At 62.7% G+C, this 13,278-nt stretch carries 12 protein-coding genes; 9 read left to right on the forward strand and 3 right to left on the reverse strand.

The window, feature by feature from the left end:
- The first annotated feature begins 95 nt into the window (after positions 1-95).
- From ACSV9I_RS05930 to ACSV9I_RS05955, 6 genes are all read left to right on the forward strand, one after another.
- Positions 96-944, forward strand: a complete 849-nt coding sequence (locus tag ACSV9I_RS05930) for a TIGR01459 family HAD-type hydrolase (protein ID WP_438327879.1) — start codon at positions 96-98, stop codon at positions 942-944.
- A 13-nt stretch (positions 945-957) separates the two neighbouring features.
- Positions 958-1,938 carry a bifunctional riboflavin kinase/FAD synthetase gene (locus ACSV9I_RS05935; protein WP_438328524.1) on the forward strand — a complete coding sequence of 327 codons (981 nt, stop codon included), beginning with the start codon at positions 958-960 and terminating at the stop codon, positions 1,936-1,938.
- 88 nt (positions 1,939-2,026) lie between these two features.
- On the forward strand, positions 2,027-2,254 hold the full coding sequence (locus tag ACSV9I_RS05940) for a BrnA antitoxin family protein (RefSeq protein ID WP_438327880.1): 228 nt from the start codon (positions 2,027-2,029) through the stop codon (positions 2,252-2,254).
- Between the two features lie 272 nt (positions 2,255-2,526).
- On the forward strand, positions 2,527-5,556 hold the full coding sequence (gene ileS, locus ACSV9I_RS05945; protein WP_438327882.1) for an isoleucine--tRNA ligase: 3,030 nt from the start codon (positions 2,527-2,529) through the stop codon (positions 5,554-5,556).
- Positions 5,557-5,693: 137 nt separating this feature from the next.
- Positions 5,694-6,326, forward strand: a complete 633-nt coding sequence (locus ACSV9I_RS05950; RefSeq protein WP_054157564.1) for a hypothetical protein — start codon at positions 5,694-5,696, stop codon at positions 6,324-6,326.
- A gap of 69 nt (positions 6,327-6,395) precedes the next feature.
- Positions 6,396-6,875, forward strand: a complete 480-nt coding sequence (locus ACSV9I_RS05955; RefSeq protein ID WP_054157565.1) for a GNAT family N-acetyltransferase — start codon at positions 6,396-6,398, stop codon at positions 6,873-6,875.
- Positions 6,876-6,979: 104 nt separating this feature from the next.
- On the opposite strand, the gene ACSV9I_RS05960 is transcribed toward ACSV9I_RS05955, so the two are convergent.
- Together ACSV9I_RS05960 and ACSV9I_RS05965 are read right to left on the reverse strand one after the other, a co-directional pair.
- Positions 6,980-7,330, reverse strand: a complete 351-nt coding sequence (locus ACSV9I_RS05960) for a hypothetical protein (RefSeq protein WP_054157566.1) — start codon at positions 7,328-7,330, stop codon at positions 6,980-6,982.
- The gene (locus ACSV9I_RS05965; RefSeq protein ID WP_438327883.1) at positions 7,327-7,779 is read right to left on the reverse strand and encodes a nucleoside deaminase; all 453 of its coding nucleotides are present in this window, start codon (positions 7,777-7,779) and stop codon (positions 7,327-7,329) included. The genes ACSV9I_RS05960 and ACSV9I_RS05965 overlap by 4 nt, the downstream gene beginning before the upstream one ends.
- Before the next feature lie 69 nt (positions 7,780-7,848).
- On the opposite strand from ACSV9I_RS05965, the gene ACSV9I_RS05970 reads away from it, so the two are divergent.
- Genes ACSV9I_RS05970 through ACSV9I_RS05980 form a run of 3 tightly spaced genes read left to right on the forward strand, consistent with a single transcriptional unit; the run spans position 7,849 to position 11,376 of the window.
- Positions 7,849-9,906 (forward strand): pseudouridine synthase, encoded by a 2,058-nt coding sequence (locus ACSV9I_RS05970; RefSeq protein WP_438327884.1) that lies wholly within the window; start codon positions 7,849-7,851, stop codon positions 9,904-9,906.
- Between the two features lie 6 nt (positions 9,907-9,912).
- Positions 9,913-10,473 carry a 16S rRNA (guanine(966)-N(2))-methyltransferase RsmD gene (rsmD, locus tag ACSV9I_RS05975; RefSeq protein WP_438327885.1) on the forward strand — a complete coding sequence of 187 codons (561 nt, stop codon included), beginning with the start codon at positions 9,913-9,915 and terminating at the stop codon, positions 10,471-10,473.
- A 24-nt stretch (positions 10,474-10,497) separates the two neighbouring features.
- Positions 10,498-11,376, forward strand: coding sequence for a patatin-like phospholipase family protein (locus ACSV9I_RS05980; RefSeq protein WP_438327886.1), 879 nt, complete (start codon positions 10,498-10,500; stop codon positions 11,374-11,376).
- A gap of 3 nt (positions 11,377-11,379) precedes the next feature.
- Here the strand turns inward: ACSV9I_RS05980 and ACSV9I_RS05985 are convergent, their stop codons facing one another.
- Positions 11,380-13,185, reverse strand: a complete 1,806-nt coding sequence (locus ACSV9I_RS05985; protein ID WP_438327887.1) for a monovalent cation:proton antiporter-2 (CPA2) family protein — start codon at positions 13,183-13,185, stop codon at positions 11,380-11,382.
- Positions 13,186-13,278: the final 93 nt, after the last annotated feature.

Consider the following 13,278-nt stretch of genomic DNA (forward strand, 5'->3'; position numbering starts at 1 on the left):
GCGGCGAATTTGCGTTTGGGTGACGCCGCGCCCCTTGCCTTGGCAGCATTCCTTTGCCATGTCAGCGGGCACAATCAGAGCAGTCAGGAACAAAGATGGCCCGCAGCATTACCACCCTTGGCGACGTGACGGACGCTTACGACGTCATTCTGTGTGACGTCTGGGGTGTTTTGCACAATGGCATCGATGCCTTTCCGCTCGCCGGCGAAGCGCTGACAGCGGCCAGAGAAAAGGGCCTGACGGTGGTCCTGATCACCAATTCGCCGCGGCCCGCGATCGGCGTCATTCCGCAGCTGCGCGCCATCGGCGTGCCGGATACCGCCTATGACCGCATTGTCACCTCGGGTGACGTGACCCGCACACTGATTGCCGCCGGTCCGAAAAAGGTCTTCCTGCTCGGCCCCGAACGCGACATGCCGCTCTTCGAGGGTCTCGACGTGACGGTGGTCTCGGCCGACGAAGCCGATTGCGTCGTCTGCACCGGCTTCTTCGACGATGAGGTCGAGACGCCGGAAGATTACCGCGACATGCTGACCGCCTTTGTTGCGCGCAAGGTGCCGCTGATCTGCGCCAACCCCGATCTCGTGGTCGAGCGCGGCCATCGCATCATCCCTTGCGCCGGCGCCGTGGCCGCCCTTTACGATACGCTCGGTGGCGAAACCCGCATTGCCGGCAAGCCGCATGCGCCGATCTATGAGGCAACGCTTGCCGCTGCACGCGCGGCCCGTGGCGATGTCGACATGACCCGCGTGCTCGCCATCGGCGACGGCATGCCGACCGACGTCAAGGGTGCGGTCGATGCAGGCCTTGATCTTCTCTATATCTCCGGCGGCATCCATGCGGCCGAATATGCGACCGGCGGCGTCACCGACGAGGACCGGCTGCATGTCTATCTCGACCGCGAAAAGGTCGCGCCGCAATACTGGATGCACCGGCTGGCGTGAGGCGACGGCAATCATGACGGTTTTCCACCGCAACGAAAAAAAAGAACCGCTGCCGGCAGCCTTGCGCGGCGGCGTGGTGGCGATCGGCAATTTCGACGGCGTTCATCGCGGCCATCAGGCCGTGCTGAACCGGGCGCTGGAGCGCGCCGAGGCGCTTGGCGTGCCGGCCCTGGTGCTCACCTTCGAGCCGCATCCGCGCTCCGTCTTCAATCCGGATAAGCCCGTCTTCCGGCTGACGCCGGCCCCCATCCGCGCCCGCATCCTGGAAGCCATGGGCTTCCATTCCGTCATCGAATACCCCTTCGACCGCGAATTTTCGCAGAGCTCTGCCGATGATTTCGTCCGGGCCATCCTGGTTGACTGGATCGGCGCCAAGGAAGTTGTCACCGGCTTTGATTTCCACTTCGGCAAGGGCCGTGAGGGTGGCCCTGCCTTCCTGATGGAGGCCGGTAGTCGCCATGGCTTCGGGGTCAGCCTGATCGATGCCTTCCGCGATGAGGGCGCCGAGGTGATCTCGTCGAGCCGCATCCGCCAACTTCTGGGCGAGGGTGATGTGACCCAGGCCGCCGGTCTTCTGGGATACCGCTTCACCCTTGAGGCGGAAGTGATGAAGGGCCAGCAGCTTGGCCGCACCCTGGGCTTCCCGACCGCCAACATGCATCTGCCGCCGGAAGCGATGCTCCGGCCCGGCATTTACGCCGTGCGTTTCCGTCGTCCCGATGGCATCATTCGCGATGGTGTCGCAAGCTTCGGCTACCGTCCGACCGTGACCGATCACGGCGATCCCTGGCTCGAAACCTTCGTCTTCGATTTCTCTGGCGATCTCTATGGCGAGATCTGTTCGGTCTCCTTCTTCGGCCATCTGCGCGACGAGTGGAAATTCGACGGTCTCGACCCGCTGGTTGCCCAGATCCGCAAGGACGAGGAAGAGGCGAGGGCGCTTCTCGCAGGCGTCAAGCCGATGGGCGAACTGGACGCCAAGATTGCCTTCTGACGCCCGTGCACATCTGTGCCGCGGGTTGATTGTCTCCAACCGAAACCTCGGCCAACCCACCCGGCCAGACATCAGAAAGCCCGCACCCATGGCCCGCCGCCCCATCAATCCCAAGGACGCCGCCGAAGCCCTGTTCCGTCCGGCCCCAAAGCCGGTCGCACCCGCCGTCGAACGCCGCGCAGCGCCGGAGGCCAAGGAACTCGTCTCGCTCCGCATCGACAGTGCCGTACTTGAGCACTTCCAGGCAGAGGGCCCCGGCTGGCAGGACCGCATCAATGATGCGCTGCGGGCGGTGGTTGAGGCGGATAAGGGCTGAGCCGGGCTTGCGCCGCTTTCACGAGTTGGCGTCGGAACCGTCCGAAGCGCGCGTCAAACCTCTTCCCATGGACGCGAAAACCTCTTAAACAACGGCCACCATGACCCGATATCGTCGCTTGATGATAGACTTGCGAATTATTGGCCCGGCCTTCTGCGCGCATTGATTGCTGCCGGAGGGTCCGGGTTTTCGGTGCTTCCCAAGCGCCACATCTCATTCCGATATCCCGTTCGCATGCGCGGCAAACGCGCCAGAGACGATTGCAAGGCTCCATGACCGATAGCACCGACACCACCGAAAAGCTTGATTACTCCAAGACCCTCTATCTGCCCGAAACCGAATTTCCGATGCGCGCAGGTCTGCCGCAGAAGGAGCCGGAAATGGCGGCCAAGTGGAAGGAAATGGGGCTCTACAAGAAGCTCCGCGCCTCCGCCGCCGGCCGCGAAAAATTCGTCCTGCATGACGGCCCTCCTTATGCCAACGGCAACATCCATATCGGCCATGCGCTGAACAAGGTGCTGAAGGACGTCATCACCCGCTCCTTCCAGATGCGCGGCTATGACGCAAACTACGTGCCCGGCTGGGATTGCCACGGCCTGCCGATCGAATGGAAGATCGAGGAAAAGTACCGCGAAAAGGGCAAGGACAAGAACGAAGTCCCGGTCAACGAATTCCGCCAGGAATGCCGCGACTTCGCGCAGGGCTGGATCAACACCCAGTCGGACGAATTCCGCCGTCTCGGCATCGAGGGCGATTTCGACCGCCCCTACACGACCATGGCCTTCCACTCGGAAGCCCGCATCGCCGGCGAACTCCTGAAGATCGCCATGTCCGGCCAGCTCTATCGCGGATCCAAGCCGATCATGTGGTCGGTCGTCGAGCGCACCGCGCTTGCCGAAGCCGAAGTGGAATATGCCGAGGTCGAGAGCGACACGATCTGGGTGAAGTTCCCGGTGGTGTCGTTTGACAAGGACTGGTATCGCCGTCCCGGCCGAGTTCTCATCAAAGGGAACGATGGGCAGCCAATCGACGCGGCCGTCGATGATAGCCACCTACCTGAACTGTATGCAGAGGTTGACAAGCTGTCTGAGTTGATGGGGGCATACGTCGTCATCTGGACCACTACGCCCTGGACCATCCCCGGCAATCGCGCGATCTCCTACTCGTCACGCGTTGAATACGGACTTTACGAAGTCACCGCTGCTGCCAACGACTTCGGTCCGCAGCCGGGCGAGAAGCTGATCTTTGCCGACAAGCTGGCGCCGGAATCCTTTGCCAAGGCCAAGCTCGAATTCAACCGCCTGCGCGGCGTGCCAGCGGCTGAACTCGCTGCCATCACCTGCGCGCACCCGCTGGCCGACATGGGCTACAGCTTCGCTGTACCCCTCATAGATGGCGATCACGTCACCGATGATGCCGGTACTGGCTTCGTACACACCGCACCGTCGCACGGTCGCGAAGACTTTGACGCCTGGATGGGTCATGCCAAGGCGCTCGAAGCCCGTGGCATCGACACCAAGATCCCGTTCCCGGTCGACGATGCTGGCTTCTACACCGAAGACGCCCCCGGTTTCGGCCCCTCGGCTGAAGGGGGCGCTGCCCGCGTGCTCGACGACAACGGCAAGAAGGGCGACGCCAACAAGCGCGTCATGGAGGCCCTGATCGCGGCCAATAACCTCTTTGCCCGTGGTCGCATCAAGCATGACTATCCGCATTCCTGGCGCTCCAAGAAGCCGGTCATCTTCCGCAACACGCCGCAGTGGTTTGTCTATATGGACAAGGAACTCGGCGACGGCACGACGCTGCGTAGCCGCGCACTCTCCGCCATCGACCAGACCCGCTTTGTACCGGCTGGCGGCCAGAACCGCCTGCGCGCCATGATCGAGCAGCGCCCGGATTGGGTGCTTTCCCGCCAGCGCGCCTGGGGCGTGCCGATCTGCGTCTTTGCCGATGCGGAAGGCAATGTCCTGAAGGACGAGGCAGTCAACGCCCGCATCCTCGCCGCCTTCGAAGTTGAAGGCGCCGATGCCTGGTTCGCCGAAGGTGCCAAGGAACGTTTCCTTGGGTCCGAGCACGACGGCGACAAGTGGCAGATGGTCTCTGACATCTTGGACGTCTGGTTCGACAGTGGCTCGACCCACACCTTCACGCTGGAAGATCGCCCGGATCTGAAGTGGCCGGCGGACGTCTATCTCGAAGGCTCCGACCAGCATCGTGGCTGGTTCCATTCGTCGCTGCTCGAAAGCTGCGCCACCCGTGGCCGCGCGCCGTACAATGCCGTCGTCACCCACGGGTTCACGATGGCGGAAGACGGCCGCAAGATGTCGAAGTCGCTCGGCAACACCGTGACGCCGCAGGAAGTCATGAGCCAGTCCGGCGCCGATATCCTGCGTCTCTGGGTGATGAATACCGATTATTGGGAAGACCAGCGTCTCGGCAAGACGATCATCCAGACCAATATCGATAGCTACCGCAAGATCCGCAACACGCTCCGCTGGATGCTCGGCACGCTCGCCCATGATCATGGCGCCGAGATCGCCTATGCCGATCTGCCGGAACTCGAAAAACTGATGCTGCATCGCCTGGCCGAACTCGACCAGATCGTGCGCAAGGGCTACGACGAATTCGACTTCAAGCGCATCGTCCGTGCGCTCAGCGATTTCGCGAATGTCGAGCTTTCCGCCTTCTACTTCGACATCCGCAAGGACACGCTCTATTGCGACGCCCCGTCGAGCCTTAAGCGCCGCTCGGCCCTCTTCGTCATCCGCAAGCTGTTCGACTGCCTGGTCCTGTGGTTTGCGCCGATGATGCCGTTCACCACGGAAGAGGCATGGCTGTCGCGCGATCCAAACGCCGAATCCGTCCATCTCGAACAGTTCCCGGTCATCCCGGCCGACTGGTCGAACGAGGCCGTGGCCGACAAATGGAAGCATGTCCGCACCGTGCGCCGTGCCGTCACTGGTGCCTTGGAAATCGAGCGCAAGGAAAAGCGCATCGGCTCCTCGCTGGAAGCGGCCCCGGTCGTCCATATCGCTGATCCGGAGCTGATGGCAGCGCTCGAAGGTCTGGACTTCGCCGAAATCTGCATCACCTCGGATATCTCTGTGGTCGCAGGCGAGGGGGCAGCAGACGCCTTCCGTCTCGACGATGGCACCAAGGTTGCGGTCGAGCCGAAGCTTGCCGAGGGCACCAAGTGCGCGCGCTCCTGGAAGATCACCAAGGATGTCGGCTCGGACCCCGATTATCCCGAGGTTTCGGCCCGTGATGCCCAGGCGCTGCGGGAGCTTGCATCACTCGTTTAAGGAAAACTTACCGGATGATTTGCGCTTTCGCGGCTCATCCGGTAAAACTGCCTGAAATTGGCCGAATTCTGCCCGCAGGGGTGGAAGAAATCACATTCGGCACGACCAAGGTTATGCGGCGAGGCTGGTAGGCATTCATGAATTCGGCATATCTGTTCAGGGTTGGCGTCGGCTTGGCCGGGCTTTTTGCTGTCACCACCGGTCTTTCCGGCTGCGTCGGCAGCCCGACTTACGGCACCGACAAGACGGCGATGGAACAGTTGGTGGATGACGTCGGTTCGGCCGTGTCGCTCGCCCCCAAGGAGCCCGCCAACAAGGGCACCAAGTACAATCCGCGTCCGGACCTCGTCCTGCCGCCGGGCGGTACGCAGACGGCAGCGCTCGTGGCGCCCCAGCCGTCGGTTGCCAACCGCGAAAACAATCCGGAATGGGTCGAATCCCCCGAAGAGGCGCGCGAGCGTCTCGTCGCAGAGGCAGACGCCAATGCTGACAATCCGCGATACCGTTCGCCGCTTCTCGCCGGTTACGGCAAGGCTGGCACCATGACGGAAACACAGAAGTGGCAGGCCTTCCGCGATGCGCGCCAGTTGCAGAAGGGCGCCTATCTCGATCAGCGCCGCCTGCTGTCTGATCCGCCGTCGGAGTATCGCCAGACCCAGGACACTGCTCTCACCGATCTGGGCGAGCCTGAATCGGTCAAGGAAAAGCGCCGCAAGAAGATGGCCAAGTCTGCCCAGCAGAACAGCTCCTGGTGGCAGCCTTTCCAATAAGGCGAAACGCCGTTACATCACGACAGGGCAGGGCGGAAACGACCTGCCTTTTTCTTTGAGGTTTTCCTGATGTCGTTTTCCATTCGCCCTGCGCAGCCGGATGATGCCGCAACCATCCTCGGCTTCATCATTGAACTCGCCGTCTATGAGAAGGCCGGGCATGAGGTAGAGGCGACCGAGGAGATGATCCGACACACGATCTTCGGCGAAGGCTCGGTGACGGAAGCCGTGATCCTGGAGGCTGATGGCAAGCCGGCAGGTTTCGCCGTCTGGTTCTACAGCTATTCCACATGGCAGGCGAAAAACGGTCTCTATCTGGAGGATCTCTATGTCGCGCCCGATCATCGCGGCAGTGGCGCCGGGAAACTGCTCCTGCGGCATCTGGCGCAGGTCGCGGTCGACAAGGGCTGTGGTCGGTTCGAGTGGAGCGTGCTGGACTGGAACGAACCCGCTATCCGCGTCTATGATGCGGTCGGCGCCGAACCGCAGTCGGAATGGATTCGCTACCGCCTGACCGGCGAAAAGCTGAAGGCTTTCGCGGCCGGTTGAATCTTCAGCACTTCCCGCCAAAGTGCGAAGCGGTTTGCGCGTCCGGAATTGGATAAAGCAAAGAGATAGCGCCGATCCGTAACTTCGCCTTGGCGTGAAAGGCTTTAGAAGTTTTGGTCGCCATCATCGCCGACACCGCGCGCGATGAGCCAGATATGCAAGAGCTGAAGCGCAAGGCCCAACACGGCCATGAACATCAAGGCCCTGAAAACCAAGGCCTTGTCAAAGTCGTTCTGTTCTGAGGCAAAGAGAGCGACCAGCGTCATGATAACGGCGAGAACGAGCGGCGGCGAAAACAGGGCCACCATTCGCGGCGCTTGCCAGTTTATGCGACCCCTGAGCGACCATTGCATGGGCAAAGTCGAGCGGTCAGGGGCAATATAAATGTTGGACCAGGTCGCCAACGCAAGCATGGCCATGATCAGGGCGGATACGAACAGGTAGATGTCGATCAATCCCGCCTCTCCTGAAAAAAGGTTTTGAGCATGTCTGCCGCCTCTGTTTCGCGAATGCCGGAGTAAACGTCCGGTGCGTGATGGCAGGTGGACTGGGCATAGAAACGCACGCCACTTTCCACCGCGCCACCTTTAGCGTCACGTGCAGCATAATACAACCTTCGGATGCGGGCAAAGGAAATTGCGGCCGCACACATGGTGCAGGGCTCCAGCGTTACATAGAGGTCGGCCTCTATCAGCCGCTCATCGCCGAGGGCTTCGCTGGCGCGCCGGATGGCCAGAACTTCGGCATGCGCTGTTACGTCCTTCAGGGCGCGCGTCTCGTTGCCGGCGCGGGCGATGATTTCGCCGTCCAGCACCACGACGGCGCCAATCGGCACCTCGCCACGGGCTTTCGCCGCGCGCGCCTCTGCAAAGGCGGCTTCCATGAAGCCGTTTGTCTTAGACATGCATCAACTTTCCGCTTAACCCGGACCGCGCGACCTGATACGACAGCCCAAACGACAGGCAAACAACAAATGACATTCAAAGACAAGTCCAGGCGTCCGGCAGGCAAACCTGCTGACCGCGGCGGCAAGCCGCTAACCCGCAATTCCGCCGCGAAGTCGGCCGCTTCGAAGTCCGACGACAAGCCCGCGCGCGCACCGCGTGCACCAAGGGCCGACGTGTCGTCCGGCGATGAGGCCATGAAGCCCGAGCGTATCTCGAAGCTGCTCGCGCGTGCAGGCGTAGCCTCGCGCCGTGATATCGAGCGCATGATCATGGAAGGCCGCGTCTCCGTGAACGGCGTGGTGCTTGAAAGCCCCGTCCTGAACGCGACGCTTGCCGATACGATCGAGGTTGATGGTCAGCCGATCCGTGGCATCGAGCGCACCCGTCTGTGGCTCTACCATAAGCCGGCCGGCCTGGTGACGACCAATTCCGATCCGGAAGGCCGCCCGACCGTGTTCGACAACCTGCCGGAAGATCTTCCACGCGTCATGTCGATCGGCCGCCTCGATATCAATACCGAGGGCTTGTTGCTGCTCACCAATGACGGTGGTCTAGCCCGCGTGCTCGAACTGCCGACCACCGGCTGGCTGCGCCGCTACCGCGTGCGCGCCTATGGCGAAGTCGACCAGCCGGCACTCGATGCGCTGAAGGAAGGCATTGCCGTTGATGGCGTGCTCTACGGCGCAATCGACGCGACGCTCGACCGCAAGCAGGGCCACAATGTCTGGATCACCATGGGTCTTCGCGAAGGCAAGAACCGCGAGATCAAGAACGTGCTCGGCGCGCTCGGTCTCGAGGTCAACCGTCTGATCCGCATCTCCTACGGTCCGTTCCAGCTCGGTGATCTGCCGGAAGCCCAGGTGCAGGAAGTCCGTGGCCGTATGCTGCGCGACCAGCTCGGGCCGCGCCTGATCGAGGATTCTAAAGCCAATTTCGACGCGCCGATCTACAGTCATGGTGCCCCCGTCGAGGACGACGAAGAGCCAGGCCAGAAGAAGCCGCAGAAGGCCGCCAAGGCCGAATGGGGCCGCGACGAGCGTGCGGGCGGTTCTTCTGATCGCAAGCGCAGCGGCGATAAGGGCGGCAAGCCCGAGAAATCCGGCTGGACCGATCGTGGTGACAAGGGTGACCGGCGCGAACGGGCTCTCGACCGATTGGACACTCGCCGCGACGATGGCGACAAGCCCAAGCGTCCGCCGCTCGGCACCAAGAGCCGCACCGCCAATGTCTGGATGGCGCCGGGTGCCCGTCCGCTCGGTGAAAAGGCAGCCGCTGCAGCTGCACGGCGCCGGCCTGATCCGCGCGCCGGCAAGGCTGACGATCGCGTCGACAGCCGTCCGACCTCAACGGTTCAGATTACCCGCGCCCGGGACGAAGAGGGTGATTGGATCCGCGCCGATGGCCCGGACAAGAAGTCGGGCTTCGGTGACCGCGGCCCGCGCCGCGAAGGTGGAGATCGCGGCCCGCGCAAGGATTTTGGTGACCGGGCCCCCCGCCGTGAAGCCGGCGATCGTCCACGCCCAGAAGGTGCCGACCGCGGCCCGCGCCGCGAGGGTGCTGTAGGTGGCCCGCGCCGTGAGGGTGCAGTAGGTGGCCCGCGCCGCGAGGGCGGTGATCGCGGACCCCGCAAGGACTTTGGCGACCGGGGCCCGCGTAAGGATTTCGGCGACCGCGGTCCGCGAAAGGCCTTCGGTGACAAGTCGGAGCGTCCGCGCACCGAGCGTTTCACGCCCGACCGCGCCCGCGATGATAGACCTCGCGACGATCGCCCCCGTGACGATCGTCCAAGAGGCGAGCGTCCGGCCGGTGACAGGCCCTTCGGCGACAAGCCACGTGGTGCAAGACCTGCCGGCGACCGGCCCTTTGGCGATCGTCCGGCTGGCAAGCCCTTCGGTGGAAAGCCGGCGGGCAAATCGTTTGGCGGCAAGCCGGGTGGCGGCAAGAGCTTTGGCGGCAAGCCGGGCGCACGTCCGGCCGGCGCCCGCTCCGACGGTCCGCGTGGCTTCGGCGGCAAGCCGGGTGGCGGCTCGGGTGCAGGCAGGCCTGCCGGTGGCGGTCGTGGCGCACCAAAGGGCAAGAGGTAAGCCCTGATGCGCATCGTTGGTGGAGAATTTCGTGGCCGCAATCTGGCCACGCCAAAATCCAGCGACATCCGGCCGACCACGGACCGGACGCGCGAGAGCCTGTTCAACATTCTGTCTCATGCCCATCCCGGCGCGCTCGACGGTACGAAGATCCTCGATCTTTTTGCCGGCACGGGTGCGGTCGGGATGGAGGCTCTGTCGCGCGGCTGCAAATCGGCGCTATTTGTCGAGAACAGCGTCGAGGGCCGTGGACTTCTCTGGGAAAACATCGACGCGCTCGGCCTGCATGGCCGGGCCCGCATGTTGCGCCGGGATGCCACGGATCTTGGGCCTGCCAACAATATCGAACCCTTCGAACTTGTTTTCGCCGATCCGCCTTATGGCAAGGGTCTGGGTGAGAAGGCGCTGTTCTCCGCCCATGCCGGCGGCTGGCTGGCCCCGGGGGCGCTCGTCATTCTCGAAGAGCGTGGCGATGTGCAGGTCTCCGTCGATCCGGTCTTTTCCTTCATCGAGGATCGGGTGTTCGGCGACACGAAAATGTACTTCTTTTCCTATAAGGCAGCCTGAAACCCTTTCTGGAGCAGGCCATCCATGGATTCCATTGCAGACAGTGCTACCCCGCCGGCAAACCGCAGCGGTGATCCGACCATAGGTCTTGCCCTGGGAGCCGGGGGTGCCCGGGGTTTTGCCCATATCGTGGTGCTTGAAGCCTTTGATGAGCTCGGCATCCGCCCGAACGTAATTGCCGGCTCATCAATGGGTGCGATCCTTGGGGCCGGCTATGCCTCAGGGATGAGCGGCCGTGATATCCGCGCCTATGTACTCGAACTTGCCGATAACCGTTCGCTGGTTCTGAACCGGTTCTGGGGCCTGCGCCCATCGACCATTCGCGACGCCCTTGGCGGCTTTCGCCTCGGCCAGTTCAATCTGCCGCGCCTCCTCAAAGCCTTCCTACCGCCGCAGATCCCGCAGGATTTCGCAAGCCTTGGCCTGCGGCTGAAAGTTGTCGCCACGGATTATTACGGCCAGCGGGAACTCGTTTGCGTCGAGGGCGACCTTCAAGAAGCGCTGGCGGCTTCGGCCGCGATCCCAGCACTCTTCGCCCCTGTCGTTATCGATGGGCGGCTGATGATCGACGGCGGCATTTTCAATCCTGTTCCCTACGACCATCTGGTCGGCGAAGCGGACATTCTTGTTGCTGTGGATGTGATCGGCGCGCCGGAAGGCGACGGCTCGCTGGTGCCCAACCGCATCGATAGCCTCTTCGGCGCTTCGCAGCTGATGATGCAGTCGCACGTCGCCTTGAAGATGAAGATCTGCCAGCCCGACATCTATCTGAAGCCCGAAGTGAATTCTTATCGAGTACTCGATTTCTTCAAGGCCCGGCAGATATTCGAGATCTGCGAGAGCTTGAAGGAGCCGCTGAAGCGCGATCTCGCTGCCCGCATCGAGGATTTCGTCCGCCGCTGATCATCATGCCTCGGCGGCATCTTCCTCCGGCTGCGACTTCACGGCGCGCTTCGGCTTGACCAGCGGTTCCGGTTTGACCGGCCGTCTGTGCACGAGGTCGCGACCGGCCATGATGCCTTCCTGGGCCTGTAGCCGCAGGCGCTCCTCGTCACGACGGCGGATGTCCTCGCCGATATCGTAGGCTTCGTCTTCCGAAACGCCCAGGCCTTCCAGCGTGCGCCGACCGAAGAGCAGACCGGACTCAAGCGTCTCGCGCACTTCGTAGTCCACGTCGCGGGCCCTGAGCGCCAGGCTGTGGATACGGTCATAGGCGCGCACATAAAGCCGCACATCGGGATATTCGGCGCGAATGAGGTCGACAATCTTATCGGTGACCTCCTTTTTGTGCGTGCAGATCGCAACGATCTTTGCCCGCTCGATCCCTGCGGCCCTCAGCACGTCGAGACGCGTCCCGTCACCGAAATAGATGCGGAAGGCGAAGGTGGACGCCTGGCGCACGCGATCCGGATTGTCGTCGATGATTGTCACGTCGCGACCGCTGGCAAGCAGGATCTGGGCAGCGATCTGGCCGAAGCGGGAGAAGCCGATCATCAACACATCGGAACCGGCGCCTTCGAAATCCTCATCCATCTGCTCGCGCTCGCTACCCTCTCGTTTCAGCAGTCGCTGCCCGAGAATGGCCGACACGGGCGTCAGCGCCATCGATAGGGTGACGATGGAGATCAGGAGCGAGGATTGCGCATTGCTGAGAACGCCGGCGGCAGCCGCCGTGGTGAACAGCACAAAGCCGAATTCGCCACCCTGCGGCAGAAGCAGGCCCACTTTTGCGGCGTCGTCATGTGGCGAGCCGGCAGCCCGGCAGAGGATGTAAAGCACCAGCGCCTTGGCCGCCATCAGGATGGGCACTGCGAGCGCGATGAGCAGGAGATTGTCGACGATGACCTGCAATTCCATCGACAGGCCGACTGCCATGAAGAAGAGCGCCAGCAGCAGGCCACGGAAGGGCTCGATATCGGCTTCCAGCTCATGCCGATAAGAGGATTCCGCCAGCATTACACCAGCAAGAAAAGCCCCCATGGCCATGGAGAGCCCGGCCAATTGCATAAGGTATGCCGAGCCGAGCACCACGAAGAGGGCAGCAGCAATCATCACCTCGCGCGCGCCCGTGCGCCCGATGACCTGGAAGAGGGGTGTCAGCAGATAACGACCGGCGAGGATCATCCCAACCACGGCCCCGATGGCAATGCCGATCTGGACGAGCGCCGATTGATCGGCATCGCCGCTTGGCGTCCCAAGCACCGACACCATGGCAAGCAGCGGCACGATGGCCAGATCCTGGAACAGCAGGATTGAAAAGGAGCGCTGGCCATAGCGGCTGTTGAGGTCGCCATAGTCGCCGAGCAATTGCAGGGCAAAGGCGGTCGATGACAGAGCAAGGCCGAAGCCGGCGACCAGGGCTGCCCGCCAGTCGAGCAGACCGGAGGCGAGTACCATGCCGGTGAGCGCGAGGCCCGTCAGCACCACCTGCGCCAAGCCGAGGCCGAAAATGTCGCGTCGCATGTGCCAGAGGCGGCTGGGTTTCAGCTCCAGGCCGATGATGAAGAGGAGCAGCACCACGCCAAGTTCTGCGACTGCAAGGATATCGCCCGAACCGCCGATCAGATGCAGGACCGGGCCGATCACGACCCCGGCTGCGAGATAGCCGAGCACGGTACCCAGGCCAAGCTTGCGGAAGATCGGAGCTGCGATGACGGCGCCTCCGAGCAACAACAATGGTTGCGCGAACAGAGCCTCGCTTGCGCCTGCCATCAGTCTCTCCTTGCAGTCTTGCGGCCCGGTCATGTCGGGCTCGTGAACGGTAAAAGGCACCCTTACCCTTGATGCCCTCTCTAAGGCACAATA

It is taken from the genome of Rhizobium sp. G187, from assembly GCF_051549525.1.
Lineage (GTDB): Bacteria > Pseudomonadota > Alphaproteobacteria > Rhizobiales > Rhizobiaceae > Allorhizobium.